This is a genomic window from Antribacter soli, assembly GCF_021568775.1.
Taxonomy (GTDB): Bacteria; Actinomycetota; Actinomycetes; order Actinomycetales; family Cellulomonadaceae; genus Antribacter; species Antribacter soli.
Genome location: NZ_JAKGSG010000042.1, coordinates 1 through 17,388, shown reverse-complemented (window position 1 = coordinate 17,388; position 17,388 = coordinate 1). Strand labels below are relative to the sequence as shown.

General features: G+C 71.5%; 13 protein-coding genes and 1 tRNA gene. 6 read left to right on the top strand and 8 right to left on the bottom strand.

Features of this window, described 5'->3' with window-relative positions; genetic code table 11:
* From L1785_RS15470 to L1785_RS15455, 4 genes are all read right to left on the bottom strand, one after another.
* Window positions 1-540: a hypothetical protein gene (locus L1785_RS15470; protein WP_236090175.1), complete on the bottom strand. Its 540-nt coding sequence runs from the start codon at window positions 538-540 to the stop codon at window positions 1-3.
* A gap of 156 nt (window positions 541-696) precedes the next feature.
* Complete coding sequence (locus L1785_RS15465) at window positions 697-4,452, bottom strand: multifunctional oxoglutarate decarboxylase/oxoglutarate dehydrogenase thiamine pyrophosphate-binding subunit/dihydrolipoyllysine-residue succinyltransferase subunit (protein ID WP_236090174.1); 3,756 nt, start codon at window positions 4,450-4,452, stop codon at window positions 697-699.
* Between the two features lie 343 nt (window positions 4,453-4,795).
* Window positions 4,796-5,875: a sensor histidine kinase gene (locus tag L1785_RS15460; RefSeq protein ID WP_236090173.1), complete on the bottom strand. Its 1,080-nt coding sequence runs from the start codon at window positions 5,873-5,875 to the stop codon at window positions 4,796-4,798.
* 9 nt (window positions 5,876-5,884) lie between these two features.
* Window positions 5,885-6,664, bottom strand: a complete 780-nt coding sequence (locus L1785_RS15455; RefSeq protein ID WP_236090172.1) for a response regulator transcription factor — start codon at window positions 6,662-6,664, stop codon at window positions 5,885-5,887.
* A gap of 246 nt (window positions 6,665-6,910) precedes the next feature.
* Here L1785_RS15455 and L1785_RS15450 point away from each other — a divergent pair, with 246 nt between their 5' ends.
* The 3 genes from L1785_RS15450 (at window position 6,911) to L1785_RS15440 (ending at window position 10,580) form a co-directional block, all read left to right on the top strand.
* The gene (locus tag L1785_RS15450; RefSeq protein ID WP_236090171.1) at window positions 6,911-8,308 is read left to right on the top strand and encodes a hemolysin family protein; all 1,398 of its coding nucleotides are present in this window, start codon (window positions 6,911-6,913) and stop codon (window positions 8,306-8,308) included.
* Window positions 8,305-9,447, top strand: coding sequence for a hemolysin family protein (locus L1785_RS15445; protein ID WP_236090170.1), 1,143 nt, complete (start codon window positions 8,305-8,307; stop codon window positions 9,445-9,447). The genes L1785_RS15450 and L1785_RS15445 overlap by 4 nt, the downstream gene beginning before the upstream one ends.
* 458 nt (window positions 9,448-9,905) lie before the next feature.
* Window positions 9,906-10,580 carry a M15 family metallopeptidase gene (locus L1785_RS15440; protein ID WP_236090169.1) on the top strand — a complete coding sequence of 225 codons (675 nt, stop codon included), beginning with the start codon at window positions 9,906-9,908 and terminating at the stop codon, window positions 10,578-10,580.
* Between the two features lie 13 nt (window positions 10,581-10,593).
* Here L1785_RS15440 and L1785_RS15435 read toward each other — a convergent pair whose 3' ends face one another.
* Window positions 10,594-11,253: a CYTH domain-containing protein gene (locus L1785_RS15435; RefSeq protein WP_236090168.1), complete on the bottom strand. Its 660-nt coding sequence runs from the start codon at window positions 11,251-11,253 to the stop codon at window positions 10,594-10,596.
* A 72-nt stretch (window positions 11,254-11,325) separates the two neighbouring features.
* Window positions 11,326-11,817, bottom strand: a complete 492-nt coding sequence (locus tag L1785_RS15430) for a GvpU-like protein (RefSeq protein WP_236090167.1) — start codon at window positions 11,815-11,817, stop codon at window positions 11,326-11,328.
* Between the two features lie 156 nt (window positions 11,818-11,973).
* On the opposite strand from L1785_RS15430, the gene L1785_RS15425 reads away from it, so the two are divergent.
* Window positions 11,974-12,828: an ALF repeat-containing protein gene (locus L1785_RS15425; RefSeq protein WP_236090256.1), complete on the top strand. Its 855-nt coding sequence runs from the start codon at window positions 11,974-11,976 to the stop codon at window positions 12,826-12,828.
* Window positions 12,829-13,075: 247 nt separating this feature from the next.
* On the opposite strand, the gene L1785_RS15420 is transcribed toward L1785_RS15425, so the two are convergent.
* Window positions 13,076-13,148: transfer RNA gene (locus L1785_RS15420), tRNA-Arg, on the bottom strand.
* Between the two features lie 206 nt (window positions 13,149-13,354).
* Between L1785_RS15420 and argS the strand changes: the two genes are divergently transcribed.
* Together argS and lysA are read left to right on the top strand one after the other, a co-directional pair.
* Complete coding sequence (argS, locus tag L1785_RS15415; RefSeq protein WP_236090166.1) at window positions 13,355-15,037, top strand: arginine--tRNA ligase; 1,683 nt, start codon at window positions 13,355-13,357, stop codon at window positions 15,035-15,037.
* Window positions 15,038-15,096: 59 nt separating this feature from the next.
* Entirely contained in the window at window positions 15,097-16,470 is a 1,374-nt protein-coding gene (gene lysA / locus L1785_RS15410) for a diaminopimelate decarboxylase (RefSeq protein WP_236090255.1), read from the top strand.
* A gap of 92 nt (window positions 16,471-16,562) precedes the next feature.
* On the opposite strand, the gene L1785_RS15405 is transcribed toward lysA, so the two are convergent.
* Window positions 16,563-17,168, bottom strand: coding sequence for a hypothetical protein (locus L1785_RS15405; protein WP_236090165.1), 606 nt, complete (start codon window positions 17,166-17,168; stop codon window positions 16,563-16,565).
* Window positions 17,169-17,388 lie beyond the last annotated feature (220 nt).

The following is a 17,388-nucleotide window of genomic DNA, read 5'->3' as shown; positions in this document are numbered from 1 at the left end:
TCAGGCGCGCGCGTTGCCCCACGCGTCGGGCTCGGGTGCGGTAACCGGCGGCAGGGGCGTGACCGTCGGGTCGGGCCACCCGCCCAGGTGACCGAGCCACGCCAGGCTCGCCCAGGTCCCCGCGAGGACGACGTCGACCTCGCGGCCCTCGGCGTCCCGGCCGCGTACGCGCGCACGCCACGGCTCGGCGGCGAACCTCTCCGGGCGGCGGCTCTCCTGCGGTGACGCCTCGACGAGCCACAGCAGGCGCGGGTCGAGCTGGACGGGACGGGGCAGGCCCGGCGGCTCGACCCGCGCACCGCTCGTCGTCCCGACCACGGCCGGACGGTCCGCCCAGCGGGCGGGCATCCAGGGCGCGACGCCGCTCTCCGCCCAGAGATGTACGTCAGGGATGTCGGCGCCGTCCTCCGGCGGGATCACGGGCATGCGGGAGATCGCCGGCGGGCGGTCGACACTGAACCCCGCCCCGCCCGCCACTTCCAGCACGAGCGCGAGCACGAAGACCGTCCACGCCCGGGCGCGGCGCCAGGGTGACGCCACGGCAATCCTCCAGCTCACCACCTCCGCCAGAGGGCGGCCCCGGGAGTGCATGGATGCCATGGCGCCGATCATGCCAGGGCACTCCCCGGTACGACGACGGACGCCCGGTCACCTTCCGTACGGAAGGTGACCGGGCGTCCGTCGTCGGGCAGACGATCAGCGCGTGAAGGCCTGCTCCAGGAGCGTGGCCTGCTGCGCCTGGTGGCGCTTGGCCGTGCCGGCTGCCGTGGAGGCGGACGCCGGGCGGGACACGACGCGCACGCGCGGCAGGTCCTCGGGCACGTTGAGGTGGACGTACCACCAGGCGCCCTGGTTCTCCGGCTCGTCCTGCACCCAGAGGACCTGCGCGCCCGGGTACTTCGCCAGCTCGCCGCGCAGCTCCTCCTCCGGGAACGGGTAGAGCTGCTCGAGGCGGACGATCGCCGTGCTGGTGTCGCCGCGCCTGGTGCGCTCGGCGAGCAGGTCGTAGTACAGGCGGCCCGTGCACAGGAGCACGCGGTCCACCGAGCCCGGGACCACGGCGGTGTCGCCGAGCACGGGCTCGAACGTCCCGTTCGTGAAGTCCTCGACCGCGGACGAGGCGGCCTTGAGCCGCAGAAGCTGCTTCGGCGTGAAGACCACGAGCGGGCGACGCGGGCGGGCGTACGCCTGCCGGCGCAGCAGGTGGAAGTACGAGGCGGGCGTGGACGGCTGCGCCACCGTCATGTTGTTCTGCGCGCACAGCTGGAGGAACCGCTCGATGCGGGCGGACGAGTGGTCCGGACCCTGGCCCTCGTAGCCGTGCGGCAGGAGCATGACGACGGAGGCGGACTGGCCCCACTTCTGCTCCGCCGACGAGATGAACTCGTCGATCACGGTCTGGGCGCCGTTGACGAAGTCGCCGAACTGCGCCTCCCAGAGCACGAGGGCGTCCGGGCGCTCCACCGAGTAGCCGTACTCGAAGCCGAGAGCGGCGTACTCCGACAGGGACGAGTCGTAGATCCAGAACTTCGCCTGGTCGTCGGACAGGTACAGCAGCGGGGTCCACTCGGCGCCGGTGTCGCGGTCGTGGAAGACGGCGTGACGCTGCACGAAGGTACCCCGGCGGGAGTCCTGTCCGGCGAGCCGGACCGGCACGCCGTCGATGAGCAGCGAACCGAAGGCCGCGAGCTCGCCGAAGCCCCAGTCGATGCCACCCTCCTTCGACATGAGCTGGCGCTTCTCGAGGAGCTGGGCGAGCTTCGGGTGCACCGTGAAGCCCTCCGGCGGGGCCGTGTGGACCTCGCCGATGCGCTCCAGCACGGCATGGGAGATGGCCGTCTTCCAGCCCATCATGATGCCCGCGTCCTCGAGCTGGGACTCGGGGCGTTCCAGGCCCTTGATGTGCTCGGTCGAGGGCTCGAACCCGCCGCTCTTGGTCTCCGTGAAGACCTGCTCGAGCTGCGACTGGTAGTCCTGCAGCACGAGCTCCGCGTCCTCCACGGTGATGTCACCGCGCGAGACCAGGTTCTCGGTGTACAGCTTGCGCACCGACCGCTTGGCCTCGATGAGGTTGTACATGAGCGGCTGCGTCATCGACGGGTCGTCGCCCTCGTTGTGACCGCGACGGCGGTAGCAGATCATGTCGATCACGACGTCGCGGCCGAACTGCTCGCGGTACGCGAAGGCCAGCTCGGCGACGCGGACGCACGCCTCGGGGTCGTCGCCGTTCACGTGGAAGACCGGGATCTGGTAGCCCTTGGCCACGTCGGTCGCGTACGTGGTGGAGCGCGACGACTGCGGGCCGGTGGTGAAGCCGACCTGGTTGTTGATGATCACGTGGATCGTGCCGCCCGTGCGGTACCCGCGCAGCTGCGACAGGTTCAGCACCTCGGGGACCACGCCCTGGCCGGCGAAGGCCGCGTCGCCGTGCACGAGGATCGGCAGCACGGAGAAGCCGTCCTTGCCGAGGTCGATGCGGTCCTGCTTGGCGCGGACGATGCCCTCGAGCACGGGGTCCACGGCCTCCAGGTGCGACGGGTTGGCCGCGAGGTAGACGCGCGTCGTGGCGCCGCTCTCCGCGGTGAACACGCCCTCGGTGCCGAGGTGGTACTTGACGTCGCCGGAGCCCTGGATGCTCTTCGGGTCGAGGACGCCCTCGAACTCCTTGAAGATCTGCCCGTAGCTCTTGCCGGCGATGTTCGCGAGCACGTTGAGGCGGCCGCGGTGCGCCATGCCGATGCCGACCTCGTCGAGGCCGTTCTCGGCGGCCTTCGACAGGATCGCGTCGAGCAGCGGGATGACGGTCTCGGCGCCCTCGAGCGAGAAGCGCTTCTGGCCGACGTACTTCGTCTGCAGGAACGTCTCGAACGCCTCGGCGGAGTTCAGCTTGCGCAGGATGCGCAGCTGGTCCTCGCGCGGGGTGCGGGCGTAGCCGGATTCGAGGCGCTCCTGAAGCCACGTGCGCTGCGCCGGGTCGGCGATGTGCATGTACTCGATGCCGATGGAGCGGCAGTAGGAGTCGCGCAGGAGACCAAGGATCTCGCGCAGCGTCATCCGGTCCTTGGTGCCGAACCCGCCGGTCGGGAATGTCCGGTCCAGGTCCCACAGCGTGAGGCCGTGGTTCTGGATGTCGAGGTCCGGGTGCTTGCGCTGGCGGTACGCGAGCGGGTCCGTGTCCGCCATGAGGTGGCCGCGCGAGCGGTGCGACTGGATGACCTCCGCGATCTTGGCCGGCTTGGCGGCCTCGATCTCGGTGGAGACGGTGTTGTCGCGGACCCAGCGGACCGGCTCGTACGGCACGCGCAGCGCCGCGAAGACGCGGTCGTAGAAGCCGTCGAGGCCGAGCAGCTTGCCCGAGAGGATCTTGAGGAACTCGCCGGACTGCGCGCCCTGGATGATGCGGTGGTCGTAGGTCGACGTGATCGTCAGGACCTTCGACACGCCCATGCGCGCGAGCTGCTCGTCGGAGGCGCCGGCGAACTCGGCCGGGTAGTCCATCGCGCCGACGCCGATGATCGTGCCCTGGCCCTGCATGAGCCGCGGCACCGAGTGCACGGTGCCGATGCCGCCCGGGTTCGTGAGCGAGATCGTCGTGCCGGCGAAGTCGTCGACCGTGAGCTTCGCGCCGCGCGCCTTGCGGACGAGCTCCTCGTAGGCGGCCCAGAACTCGGAGAAGTCGAGCTCCTCCGCCTTCTTGATGCTCGGCACAAGGAGCTGGCGCGAGCCGTCCGGCTTGGACAGGTCGATCGCGAGACCGAAGCCCACGTGGGCGGGCTGCACGATGCCGGGCTTGCCGTCCACCATCTGGTAGTGCGCGTTCATCACCGGCATGTCGGCCAGCGCCTCGACCAGCGCGTAGCCGATGAGGTGCGTGAACGAGATCTTCCCCCCGCGGCCGCGCTTGAGGTGGTTGTTGATCACGGTGCGGTTGTCCACCATGAGCTTGGCGGGCACCGCGCGCACCGAGGTGGCCGTGGGCACGTCGAGCGAGGACTCCATGTTGGTCACGACGCGCGCGGCCGGGCCGCGCAGCTTCTCGACCTCGTCGACGGCGTCGTCGTGGTGCGGCTTCGGCTTGACGGTCGCGGCCGCCGCGTACTCCGCCGTGGCCGGCTGCGCCGTCGCCACGACCTTCTTCAGGGCCGCGTTCACGGAAGGCTCCTTGGGGACCGGCTGCCGGCGGACCCTCTGCGCCTCCTCGGCGGCGGCGGTCCCGTGGGACGCCGCGGGGCTCGGCGCCGGCTGGGCCGGTGCACCGCCCGGGGCGGTCGCCGGAGGGGTGGCGGGGGTCGCCAGGGTGGCCTCGGCCGCCGTCGGACCGCCGTTACCGCCCGGGGTGTAGTCCTCGAAGAAGTCCCACCATGCGGGGTCTACCGCGTTCTTGTCCTTGAGGTACTGCTCGTAGAGCTCGTCGACGAGCCATTCGTTGGCCCCGAACGACGTGCTCGACACGCTGATCGACTCTGACCCAGCCACGCGCGGATCGCCCACCTTCACCACAGTGTCGGCACTCTCTGGTAGGAGTGCGTTCTCGAGAGTTCGTGCTCGGCCCGAAGTTCCGGGCCGTTTTCAAGCGTAGGCCCTTGACGCCGTTGACAGGGTGCCCGAAACGGACACGCTGCAGTGGTCGCGAGCGGCATGGTGACGGTTCGTCACGAATCTTGCACGCCGGGCAAAAGCCGGGCAATGTTCGGGCTGGAAGTGTCCAGCCCGACGTTTCGTACTCCTTGCGGCCGCAAACGTTGGCTTGCTGATGTGACGCAAATCACGGCGACGGGGTCTCACGGCGTGCGCCTCACTCCGCCGGCATGGTCGTCACGCCGGGCGCAGGATGAGATCGCGCCGGCAGGGTCACGCGCATCGTGGCGCCCTCGGCGGAGTCCGCCACCTCGATGTGCCCTCCGTGCAGGTCCACCGCCCAGCGCACGATCGCCAGGCCGATGCCGGTGCCGCCGCTGGTGCCCGTCCCCGGCGTCGCGACGGGTCCGTGGGACCCGCGGGCGAACCGTTCGAAGATCTGCTCGCGGTCCTGCGGGGCGATGCCCGGCCCCTGGTCGCTCACCTCGATGACGACGAGGTCGTCGACCGGATAGCCGTCCAGCCGGATGACCCCGCCCTGCGGCGAGTGCCGGATCGCGTTCTGCAGCAGGTTCGTGATGACCTGGTGCAGCCGCTCGGCGTCTGCCTCCAGCATCAGGTCCTCGGGCGTCACGTCCACCACGTAGTTCAGGCCCTTGCCGGCTTCCACCATCGACAGCGACTGCGCGCAGTCCTCGAGGAAGTCACCGACGGCGATCTGGCCGACGCTCAGGGCGGAGGCCCCCGCCTCGATGCGCGACAGGTCCAGCAGGTAGGTGACGAGGCGCGTGAGCCGCTCCGTCTGCGCGAGCGCCTGCTCCAGGGCCGCCGGCGTGGGCTCCGCGACGCCGTCCACCATGTTCTCGAGCTGCGCCTGGAGCGCCGCGACCGGGGTACGCAGCTCGTGCGACACGTTCGCGATGAGGTCGCGCCGCGTCTTCTCCACCGACTCCAGGTCCTCCGCCATCATGTTGAAGGCGGTGGCGAGCTGGCCCACCTCGTCCTGGCTCGTCGCGTGCACCCGCGTCGTGTAGTCGCCGTCGGCCATCGCCTGCACGGCCGCCGTCATCTCGCGCAGGGGCGACGTCATGCCGCGCGCGAGGATCTGCGTCAGCAGGAGCGACAGCACGATCGCGAGCGGGAACGTGCGGCTCGGCCCGAGGGACGCCTGCAGGCCGAGCCACGTGATGAGCACGGCGAGGGTGGCTGTCGCCGCCACGAGCACGCCGAGCTTCGTCTTCAGGGACTGGAGCGGGTCGAGCGGGCGCAGGTCGGGTATCGCCCGCCTTGGCTTCATCGGCGTGCCTCAGGCTGTCGGCGGCTCGAACGCGTACCCGACGCCGTGAACCGTCCGGATCAGGTCCGGCCCGAGCTTGCGGCGCAGCGCCTTGATGTGGGAGTCCACGGTGCGGGTGCCGCTCGCGTCCGCCCAGTCCCACACCTCGGCGAGGAGGCGCTCGCGCGTGAGGACGGTCTTCGGGGAGCCGGCCAGCATGACGAGCAGCTCGAACTCCGTGGGCGTGAGGTGGACCTCGTCGCCGCCGCGGTAGACGCGACGCTGCGCGCGGTCCACGGTGACGTCGCCCATGACCATGGGCGGGTCCGACGGCGCGGACACGGCGGCCTGCGCGGCGCGGTCGACGCGGCGCAGCAGCGCCTTGATGCGTGCGACGAGCTCCCGCATCGAGAAGGGCTTCGTCATGTAGTCGTCCGCGCCCACGCCGAGCCCGACCAGCATGTCGGTCTCGTCGTCGCGCGCGGTGAGCATGAGGATCGGCACAGGGTGGTCCGCCTGGATGCGGCGGGTCACCTCGAGGCCGTCGATACCGGGCAGCATGACGTCGAGCACCACCACGTCCGGGCGCAGGCGCGCGGCGGCGTCCACGCCGGACAGCCCGTCGCGCGCCACCTCCACACGCCAGCCCTCCGCGGACAGCCGCTGGGCGATCGCGGTGGCGATGGTGGGCTCGTCCTCGACGACGAGCACGGTGGCGCTCTGCTGGCTCCCGGGCTGGCTCGGCTGACCCGTGGCGGGTGCGGCGCTCCCCGGGTACGAGGTGCTCGGCTGGGGCGTACCTGTCGACATAGGACCAATCTTGCACGTACCGGCCTGTCAGGACACTGAGGCGCACCTGTGGGCCGCCTCTGCGTCGTCCTCGCCCGGCCGCGGACCCGGTCGCCCGGGTGCGTCACGCCGGTCGGGAGCACGACCGGCGGGGGTGATCCGGACGTCGTCGGGCAGGCCGGCGGAGACCCGGCGAGCAGAGCCAAGAGCGTGTCAAGCGGCTACCATCGGTGCCACGATGATCGAGCGATATCCGTGGAGCACCCTGTGGTAGGCGACTGGCTGATGGTCGGGCTCGGGGTGCTCCTGACCGCAGGTACAGCACTCTTCGTGGCCGGCGAGTTTTCCCTGGTCACCCTGGACCCCGCCGTGATCGGCGGGGACGACCCGGAGGGCGACAGTCCGGGGCCCGGCAGGTCCGTCCGTCGCGCAGGCATGCGCGACCGGGCGGTTCGCGCCGGGCTGAAGAACCTCTCGACGGAGCTCAGCTCCGCGCAGGTCGGCATCACGCTGACCACCATCCTCCTGGGCTACACCGCGCAACCGGCTCTGGCCTCTCTGCTGGAGGCGGCGTTCGGGCGCTTCTCGATGAGCGGCGCGGTCGCGGGCGGCCTCGCCGTCGCCCTGGCGCTCGTGCTGGTGAACACCTTCTCCATGGTGTTCGGGGAGCTGATCCCCAAGAACTTCGCCCTGTCCGTGCCACTCGGCACGGCACGCGTCGTCATGCCCCTGCAGCGGATGTTCACCACGGGGTTCAAGCCGGTGATCGCCGTGCTGAACGGGTCGGCGAACGCGTTGCTGCGCCGTGTGGGCGTCGAGCCGCGCGAGGAGCTGTCCGGGGCGCGCAGCGCGTCCGAGCTCGCGTACCTGGTCCGCCGGTCGGCGCGAGAGGGCACGCTCGAGGAGTCGGTGGCGACGCTGCTGACGAACTCCATCGAGCTCAACGAGCTGACGGCCGTCGACGTGATGACCGACCGCATGCGGATGGTGGTGGTCCACCGCGACACCACGGCGGAGGACGTCGTCGCGCTCGCGCGCAGCACCGGGCACTCGCGCTTCCCCGTGATCGGGGAGGACCGGGACGACGTCGTCGGCCTGGTGCACCTGCGCCGCGCCGTCGGCGTGCCGCACGGCCGCCGCCGCGACGTTCCTGCCGCCGCCCTCATGGTGGACGCGCATCGCGTCCCCGAGACCGTCCGCCTGGGGCCTCTCCTCGTGGAGCTGCGCGGGTTCGGCATGCAGATGGCCGTGGTGGTCGACGAGTACGGCGGCACGTCCGGCATCGTCACCCTGGAGGACGTCGTGGAGGAGCTGGTCGGGGACGTCGCCGACGAGCACGACCCACGTCGCGCGGGCGCCGCCCGTGCGGCGGACGGCTCCTGGATCGTGCCGGGAGTGATGCGCCCCGACGAGCTCGAGGAGACCAGCGGCATCGAGGTCCCCGAGGACGGTGCGTACGAGACCCTCGGCGGCCTCGTCATGGCCCGGCTCGGCCGGGTGCCGACCGTCGGGGACGAGATCGAGGTCGACGGCGTCATGCTGCGCGTGGAGGCCATGGCGGGCCGGCGCGTGGAGCGCCTGCGGGTCCGCGTCCTGTCCGACGCCGGTGGCGGGGCGGGCGCGTCCGCCCCGCGCGGTTCCCGCAACGGGGAGGGGGCCCGATGAGCACCTCGACCGCTCTCCTTGTCGGCCTGGCGCTGCTGGCCGGCAACGCGTTCTTCGTGGGCGCCGAGTTCGCCGTGATCTCCGCCCGCCGCAGCGCCATCGAGCCGCTCGCGGCCGCAGGGGACCGGCGTGCCCAGATCGTCCTGTGGGCCATGGAGCACGTCTCGCTCATGCTGGCGTGCGCCCAGCTCGGCGTCACCGTCTGCTCCACCGGCCTGGGCATCGTGGCCGAGCCCGCGCTCGCGCACCTGCTCGAGGTGCCGCTGCACGCCCTCGGTGCGAGCACGGCCCTGGCGCACCCCATCGCGCTCGTCATCGCGCTGTCTCTCGTGGTGTACCTGCACGTGGTGCTCGGCGAGATGGTGCCGAAGAACCTCGCCGTCGCCGGGCCTGAGAAGGCCGTGCTGTGGTTCGGGCCGCCGCTCGTGCTGCTCGCCCGGGTGCTGCGGCCGGTCATCGGGGCGCTGAACTGGCTCGCGAACCACGCGGTGCGCCTCGCCGGCATCGAGCCGAAGGACGAGGTCGCCTCGGCGTTCACCGCCGAGGAGGTGCAGTCCATCGTGGTGCACTCCCAGGCCGAGGGCCTGCTGCGCGACGAGCAGGGCCTCCTCGCAGGCGCCATCGAGTTCTCGTCCCGTACCGCGGCCGACGTCATGGTGCCGGTCGGCGAGCTCGTCACCGTCCCGGAGGACACCACGCCCGACGATGTCGAGCGGCTCGTCACGCGGCACGGGTTCTCCCGGTTCCCGGTCGTCGCGGCGGCGGGCGTCATCCTGGAAGAGGCCGCCCTGGGTAGGCCCGCCCTGGAGGGTCCCGCCGTGGAGGGGCCTCCTCTGGGGGGCGCCGTCCTGGCGGGGCCCGCCGCGGGGGACCTCGTCGGATACCTGCACCTGAAGGACGTGCTGTACGCGACCAACGGCGACCGGTTCGAGCCCGTCGCCGCCTGGCGCGTGCGGGCCCTCGCGGCCGTCGGGCCGGACGACGAGGTGGAGGACGTGCTGCGGGAGATGCAGCGCTCCCGGACGCACCTCGCACGCGTCGTCGGGACCGGCGGGGACCTGCAGGGCGTGGTGTTCCTCGAGGACATCCTCGAAGAGCTCGTCGGCGAGGTCCGGGACGCCATGCAGCGCCGACGGTGAGGTGTCCGGGCGGCGCGCGGGGGTCGCTATCGCGGTCGCCGCACCGCGTGACGTAGACGACACGCTCACGACACGCACGTGCACCACACTGGTGGCGCCGGTCCCGCAGGGGCGAGGTCGGTTCACTGGCAGGCTTGGCAGTCCTGCCCCGTCACCGTTACTGTCCTGTGACAGACCGCAGCACCCAGTGCGGCGGTCGGCAGGCAGGGTCCAGGCCGGGGGGCAGACGGAAAACCGCGAGGGGCCGCGGGCACACGGAGTACGGAGGGGTAGTGGAGCAAGCGGCTGTCACGGGCGTCACGCCCGCCCTCGTATCGCGCCGTGCCAGGCGAGAGGCGGAACAGAGCCCCCGGCGCAAGCCGGCCGCGGCGCCCGCCGAACCGCCGGGTCGAAGTACCGGGGTAACCCGGCCTCCGGCCACGAGGTCGCTGCCGAACCGCTGGATCCCCCGCACCGCGGTGCTCGGTACCCTCGCAGCCGCCACGATCGCCGTCCCGCTCGGCCCGGCCGCGCACATCGGCGAGACACCCTTCGCGCTCGACCAGGGCGACGTCGGACCCAGCACGCTGGAGCTCCTGACCGCCCAGGTCGCCGTGCCGCCGACGTCCCCCAACGTGGCCGCGGCGGAGCGGGTCGCCCGCACCGACGTCGCCGTCAGCCGCTTGTCCGAGCGCAACCCGCTGCCCGAGTGCAACCCCGACGCGCCCGTCGAGGGAACGAACGGGAACCTTGCCGACCACTCTCTGTGCCAGCTGTGGCAGCCCGGGGAGTTCCTGCGGCCCGACGCCGCGATCGCGCTCTCCTCGCTGAACGAGAACTTCCGCGCCGCCTTCGGCCGCGACCTGTGCCTCGTCGCGAGCTACCGCTCACTGAGCATGCAGTACTCCGTCCGGGCGACCCGTGGCTCCTATGCCGCGTCCCCGGGCAGCTCGATGCACGGCTGGGGCCTCGCCATCGACCTGTGCTCGCAGGAGACCGGCAACGGCGAGGTCTACCGCTGGTTCACGTCCAATGCTTCGGCGTACGGCTGGCAGAACCCCTCCTGGGCCAAGCGCGGCGGCAGCGGCGCGTACGAGCCGTGGCACTTCGAGTTCGTGCCGGGCGTCCAGGAGAAGGGCAAGTGGTACGGGTGAGGTGACCGGCCGCTCAGGTGGTCGGCAGGTGCGTGTTCCCGCCGAAGTCCTGGCTGAAGTGCGGGCCTGACATCGCGAGCTCGGCGGCGAACTGCACCGACCATCCCCGGTAGGGATCGACGGCGAGCGTCTCGTTCGAGAAGCGCCGGTCGTCCGTGATCTCCGTGACGCAGAAGTCCGGGATCTGCAGGTCGGTCACGGGGGTGGAGCGCTCGCACTCGGCGACGACCAGCGGGTGGTTGGCGCCGCCGAACACGTCGACGGACCAGCCGTCGGCCCCCAGCCACACGGCGTACCGGGTCTTGACGATCGGCGCCCCGCCACGGTGCACCAGCTCTGCGGCGACCTGGGTGTCGAGCTCCCGCTCCGCTTCGTAGCGGGTGCCACCCACCGGCGGTCCCTTGACCGTGACGGCCGCGAAGTCGAACTGGTCTCGGTGGTCCCGCAGGATGTCGGCGGTATCCGTGTCGGCCGTCGGCAGGACGTCGACGCCGGCCGCCTGGACTCGGACGCGGAGCGCGTATCCGCCGTCGGACAGGAAGTAGGACTGGACGATCAGCGTGGGCGCGTCCCGCAGCGCCTCCGGGAAGTCGCGGACGAAGAACCGGCGCTCGAACTCGAAGTCGGCGTAGCCGTCCTCGGCTGCGCCGGAGTCGGTGCGGTGGGCGTTCATGGTCACTCCTAGGGTCTGGACGTCAGCCAGCCTATCCAGACGTGGAGTTACCGACGGTTCCTGCGAACCCGGTCATGCGGACCAGGAGCCGAGGCACCAGCCCGAGACGTCGTCGACGCTGACCCGGAACAGGCGGTTGTTCAGGGTCCGCTCGCCGACGAAGATCGTCGCGTCCTCGAGGTGCAGGAAGGAGGGGAGCGGCTCTGGCACGCCCTTCACGTCGCGAAGGCGGGACGATCGGAGATCGGTGTCCGTCACCATCGCGAACGCGTCGATGAACGCTTCGTAGAGGGCGTCGTTCGTGTCCGTGGCGAGCTCCGCCGCCAGCGCCTTGGACCAGCGCGCATGTGAGACGGCCGTGCCGGCCACAACACCGGCGGGCGTGAGGACGGAGATCCTGAAGGACGCGTGGTCGTTGCCGGACGTCTCGCCGAAGAAGGCCCTGAGGAGGAACGCAAGGTAGAAGTCGCGATCGCCGCTGCGCATGGTGATCGACTCGCTGATCTCGGCGACCTGCTCCGGTGTGATCTCGGGAGGGGTGGTCTGTGGGTTGATGTCGACCATGCGGGGGAGTCTGCCACCGGCTGCTTGTCGCCGCTCATCGGAGCCGGGGAGTTGGCCTTCGGGGCCGGCGATCCCCTGCCCGGACGCAGACAAACCGTACAAGGTTCACAAAGACTATAGGGTGTTGCGGGGCTTCGCCCGTCTCGCTTGGACGCCATGCCGCCGAGCCCGTGTGTGTATGACGAGGAGTGTGTGCTGGTGCGGAACTTGGTGCGGTTGCTTGGCGTGGCCGCGGTGCTGTCAGTGGTGGGCTTCGGACCCGGTGCGGTACCTGCCGCTGCGGCGGACCCCGTCACGGACCTCCGGGTGTTCGTCGAGGCGGGTTTTCACGGGACTTCGGACGCCGAGTACCGGGCATGGGCGGAAGTCCTGGCGACGACTACCGATGGCCCGGCGTTGCGTCAGGCAGCGACGGAAGCGTTGGCGGGGACCGACGAGCAGTTGCGGGCCTTCGTCGACGGGGGTTACCGGGCCGCGTGGTACGCCGATGAACGCCTGCGGGTGGCGCGCGTCCTGGACGCGGCAACCGGTCCTGCGGTCAAGGCCGGCGCGCAGGCGGCCCTGGACAGCAGCGACCCTCAGGCACTGTCGGAGTTCCTCTCGACAGGCCTGGCCCAGGCGCAGTACGCCGACGACAGGCTGGCAGCTGCGACGATGCTGACCGGTGGCGCGAACAACAGCGGTCCGGCGCTCGACGCGGCGGCGCAGGCAGCGCTGGCCGGCACGGCCGCCGACCTTCGCGAGTTCCTGCTCAACGGCCAGTTCACGGCGCGCGCGCTCGACGCGAAGGCGGCAGCACCCGCGGCGCCGGCGGCGGCGGCCGACGCGCCGGCCGCGTCTGGGCAGCCCGAGGGGGCCGCCGCGCCGCCTGCTGCCGTCGCCGAGGACCCTGCCCCCGTGCTCGCCGCCACGGGCTCTTCCGCCGCGGCACCCTTGGCTGTGCTCGCCGCGACCGCGGTCCTCACCGGTATCGGCCTCGTCGTCCTCGCCCGCCGGCGCCGTAAGGCCTGAGTGCCGACGGACGAACAAGGCGGGGGCGAGCCTTTGTCCCTTGAGCGTTCCTGAGGTGGCGGGGTTGTAGCCGGCCTAGGAGTGAAGCGGTCCCGGAACCGAATCCGGGGCCGCTTCGTCGTTCTCGGCTCGCCGGGTGGGTGCGGCGCCGTGGTGGGAGAGTTGGTGGGGAACCGGTCGTCGGCACGGTGCATGAAAATGGCCCCTGATCTGCATTTCTGCATTTCAGGGGCCATGTTTCGGAGGGTGCGCCCGATAGGACTCGAACCTACGACCTTCTGCTCCGGAGGCAGACGCTCTATCCACTGAGCTACGGGCGCTCGCGCCTGTCCACGTGGTGAACCGGCACGGTGCACGAGACTACCAGCAGTCGGCCGCTTCGTCCGCATCCATTGCGGGCACCCGACGGTGGTGCCACCTCGCGTACGCAGCGCGAGGGCCGCCGTCGGGCAGCGTGGGCGCCGTGGGCCGCCCAGGGTGTGGAAAACCACGGCAGGGCCGTCAGACCGGCCGATAGAATCGCCGGGTGACCCCCGACGAGCTCTCCGGAGCACTCAGCGCTGCCCTGGCCGCGGCCGTTGCCGACGGCACCCTCGCCCTGCCCGCCGATGCGATCCCCGCGTCGGTGCACGTGGAGCGACCGCGCCAGCGCGAGCACGGGGACTGGGCCACGAACATCGCGCTGCAGCTCGCGAAGAAGGCTGGCGTCGCCCCGCGCACGCTCGCCGAGGACCTCGCGAAGCGCCTGGTCGTCACACCGGGCGTCAAGGCCGTGGACGTCGCCGGCCCGGGCTTCCTCAACATCACGCTCGACGCGGCCGCGGCCGGCAGCCTGGCGCGCACGATCGTCGAGGCGGGCGCCGCGTACGGCCGCAACGACTCCGAGGCGGGCCTCAAGATCAACCTGGAGTTCGTCTCCGCGAACCCGACGGGACCCATCCACATCGGTGGCGTGCGCTGGGCCGCGGTGGGTGACTCGCTGGCCCGCATCCTGACCGCCTCCGGCGCCGAGGTGGCCCGGGAGTACTACTTCAACGACCACGGCACGCAGATCGACCGGTTCGCCCGGTCGCTCCTCGCTGCCGCGAAGGGGCGCCCCGCGCCGGAGGACGGCTACGGCGGCGCGTACATCGCGGAGATCGCGGAAGCCGTGATCGCGGACGCGCTGGCCGACGGCGACGCCGACCCGCGCGACCTGCCGGACGCCGAGGCGCAGGAGACGTTCCGCGCTCGCGGCGTGACGCGGATGTTCGCCGAGATCAAGCAGTCGCTCCACGACTTCGGGGTGGACTTCGACGTCTACTTCCACGAGGACTCGCTGCACGAGTCGGGCGCGGTGGAGCACGCGGTGGCGCGTCTGCAGGCCGGCGGCCACATGTTCGAGAAGGACGGGGCGCTGTGGCTGCGCACCACGGACTTCGGCGACGACAAGGACCGCGTCGTCGTGAAGTCGGACGGTGACGCCGCGTACATCGCGGGCGACATCGCGTACTACCTGGACAAGCGCGAGCGCGGCTTCGACGACGTGATCATCATGCTGGGCGCCGACCATCACGGGTATGTGGGCCGCATGATGGCGGTCTGCGCGGCCTTCGGGGACACGCCGGGCAAGAACCTGCAGATCCTCATCGGCCAGATGGTGAACCTCGTCAAGGAGGGCCAGCCGGTGCGCATGTCGAAGCGCGCGGGCACGGTCCTCACGATCGACGACCTCGTCGGCGCCGTGGGCGTGGACGCCGCCCGGTACTCGCTCGCGCGCTACTCGGCGGACTCGAACATCGACCTGGACCTCGACCTGCTGGCCAGCGCCAAGAACGAGAACCCGGTCTTCTACGTGCAGTACGCGCACAGCCGCACCGTCCAGGTCGCGGCCAAGGCAGCCGAACGTGGCGTGCGCCGCGAGGACGGTTTCGATCCGGCGCTCCTCGACCAGGAGTCGGAGGCGGTGCTGCTCGGCCGCCTCACGGAGTTCCCGCGGATCGTGGCGCAGGCCGCCGAGCTGCGTGAACCGCACCGAGTTGCCCGCTACCTCGAGGCCCTCGCCGGGGACTTCCACTCCTGGTACAACCAGAACCTCCGCGTCGCCCCGTACCCGGACGAGGAGGTCACGGACCAGCACCGCACGCGCCTGTGGCTGAACGACGCGGTGCGCACGGTCCTCGTCAACGGCCTGGGCCTGCTGGGCGTCAGTGCACCGGAGCGGATGTGACGGGCGCGCTGCCCGACGCCGGAGCGCGCCCGGGTGCACCGGGTCACCTCCCGCAGGGCGTGCCCGGGCACCCGGGGGAGCCGTGGTCGTCCGGCGTCCGGCGTACGCCGGAGGGCTCGCTCGCCGTGGGCGGCGTGGACGTGCACGACCTCGCGGCCGAGCACGGCACCCCGGCGTACGTGCTCGACGAGGCGGACTTCCGCGCTCGTGCCCAGGCGTACCGCACCGCGTTCGAGCGGGCGTTCGCCGAGGTCGGTGCGGGCGTGGACGTCTACTACGCCGGCAAGGCGCTCCTGACGGTCGCCGTCGCACGGTGGGCGCGCGAGGAGGGGCTGCGGGTCGACACCGCGTCCGGCGGCGAGCTGGCGGTCGCATTGCGGGCCGGCCTGCCCGGCGCCGAGCTCGGACTGCACGGCAACAACAAGGCGGACGCGGAGATCGCCCAGGCCCTCGAGGTGGGTGTCGGCCGGATCATCGTGGACTCCCTCGTCGAGGTCGACAGGGTCGCGGCGCTCGCCCGCGAGGCCGGGGTCGTCGCGCCGGTCCTGGTCCGCGTGACCACAGGCGTGCACGCGGGTGGCCACGAGTACATCTCGACCGCGCACGAGGACCAGAAGTTCGGGCTGTCGATCGCTGGCACGGGCGACAGCCCCGCGATGACTGCGCTGCTCGCGATCCTGGAGCGGCCCGAGCTGCGCCTGCTCGGGATCCACTCGCACATCGGCTCCCAGATCCTCGACCCTTCGGGCTTCGAGGTCGCGGCGCACGCCGTGCTGCGGCTCCGGGCCGACCTCGCGGCGCGCACCGGCGTGCTCGTGGAGGAGATCGACCTCGGCGGCGGATACGGCATCGCGTACCTGCCGGGCGAGGTTGCGCTCGACCCCGATCGGGTGGCCAAGGACGTGGCCTCGGCCGTCGCCGCGGTCGCCTCCGAGCTCGGTACCCCGCTGCCGCGGTTCTCGATCGAGCCGGGTCGGGCGATCGTGGGGCCCGCCGGCCTGACGCTCTACACGGTGGGCACGGTCAAGCCGGTGGTGGTCGGCGGTGCGGACGGCAGCGACGACGAGACGTTCACCCGCACCTACGTGTCCGTCGACGGCGGCATGAGCGACAACATCCGCCCGGCCCTGTACGGCGCGCGGTACCACGCCGAGCTCGCGAGCCGGGCATCGTCGGCGGGCCTGGTGCTCGCCCGCGTCGTCGGCAAGCACTGCGAGAGCGGCGACATCGTCGTTCACGAGGTCATGCTGCCCGGTGACATCCGGGCGGGAGACCTCCTCGCCGTCGCCGCGACCGGGGCGTACGGCAGGTCCATGGCGTCGAACTACAACCTGCTGCCGCGCCCGCCTGTCGTCGCGGTCGCGAACGGGGCGTCCCGGGTCCTGGTGCGCCGGGAGTCGGTCGACGACCTGCTGGCCCTCGACCAGGGCTGACCGCGTCGCCGCTGGGAGCGCCTGAAGGTGGGACGTCCGCCGGGTCCGGTTCCGGACCCCGCGGACGCCCCCCAACTCAACGGCGGCCCCCGTCAGTCGCGGCAGAGCCCGACGCGCTCGTCGTACGTCTTCTCCGCCGCGTCGACCTGACCGTCGAGGGCCTCGATCTCGGCGCCCTGCGTCTCGATCGTGCCCAGGAGGCTCTGGGCCTCCGCATCGCTCGTCGTGGCCATGAGCGAGAAGAACGTGTCCATGAAGGCGCTGAGCTTGTCGCCCGCCTGCTTGTCGAGACCGACCAGCACGTCGGCCGCGTCGGCCGTGGAGCGGCACTCGTCGAGGTCGCCCTGGAGATCGGTGTTCGTGGCCTCCACCGCGATCTTCGCGGCCTCGACCTCCGCCTTTGCCGCCTCGACCTCCGCCTTCGCAGCGGTCGTCTCGGCGAGCTGAGCCTCGAAGTCGCCCGAGCTGGCCTCCCAGCGGCTGCTCGACGCCGTGAACACCGCGCCGTAGACGATCGCGCCGGCCAGCAGCACTGCGAGCAGCGCCGTGAGCCAGTTGTCGCGCAGGAACGACACGATGGCCGGGCGGGGCGTGGTCGCCGTCTCGGCGGACGCCTCGACGCCGGCCGGGGTGGCCTCGACGGGCTCGGCGGCCGTGGGCTGCTCCGTCTGCTCCGGGGTGGTCTTGTCGGTGGACACGTGCTCTCCTAGGTGGTTCTCGCGCCGCGGTGCGGATACAGGTGTCCGCGAAGACACAGAGCGCCCGCGCAAGATACCGCCTGGGAATTACCTGAATTCGTACTCTGGGCCCCCACAGCGGGTGAAAAAGGGTGGAACGCGCGAGACCGCCTCCTGGTCGCTCAAGCCATCGGCAGGGGGCCCGGGAGGCGGGCTCACGCGGTGCCCCCGAGCCGGGTGC

What these genes read in the sequence shown, in the direction of transcription:
- L1785_RS15460 (WP_236090173.1), bottom strand. Translation starts at nt 5,875, where the DNA reads ATGAAGCCAAGGCGGGCGATACCCGACCTGCGCCCGCTCGACCCGCTC.
- L1785_RS15455 (WP_236090172.1), bottom strand. Translation starts at nt 6,664, where the DNA reads ATGTCGACAGGTACGCCCCAGCCGAGCACCTCGTACCCGGGGAGCGCC.
- L1785_RS15445 (WP_236090170.1), top strand. Translation starts at nt 8,305, where the DNA reads ATGAGCACCTCGACCGCTCTCCTTGTCGGCCTGGCGCTGCTGGCCGGC.
- L1785_RS15435 (WP_236090168.1), bottom strand. Translation starts at nt 11,253, where the DNA reads ATGAACGCCCACCGCACCGACTCCGGCGCAGCCGAGGACGGCTACGCC.
- L1785_RS15430 (WP_236090167.1), bottom strand. Translation starts at nt 11,817, where the DNA reads ATGGTCGACATCAACCCACAGACCACCCCTCCCGAGATCACACCGGAG.
- L1785_RS15425 (WP_236090256.1), top strand. Translation starts at nt 11,974, where the DNA reads ATGCCGCCGAGCCCGTGTGTGTATGACGAGGAGTGTGTGCTGGTGCGG.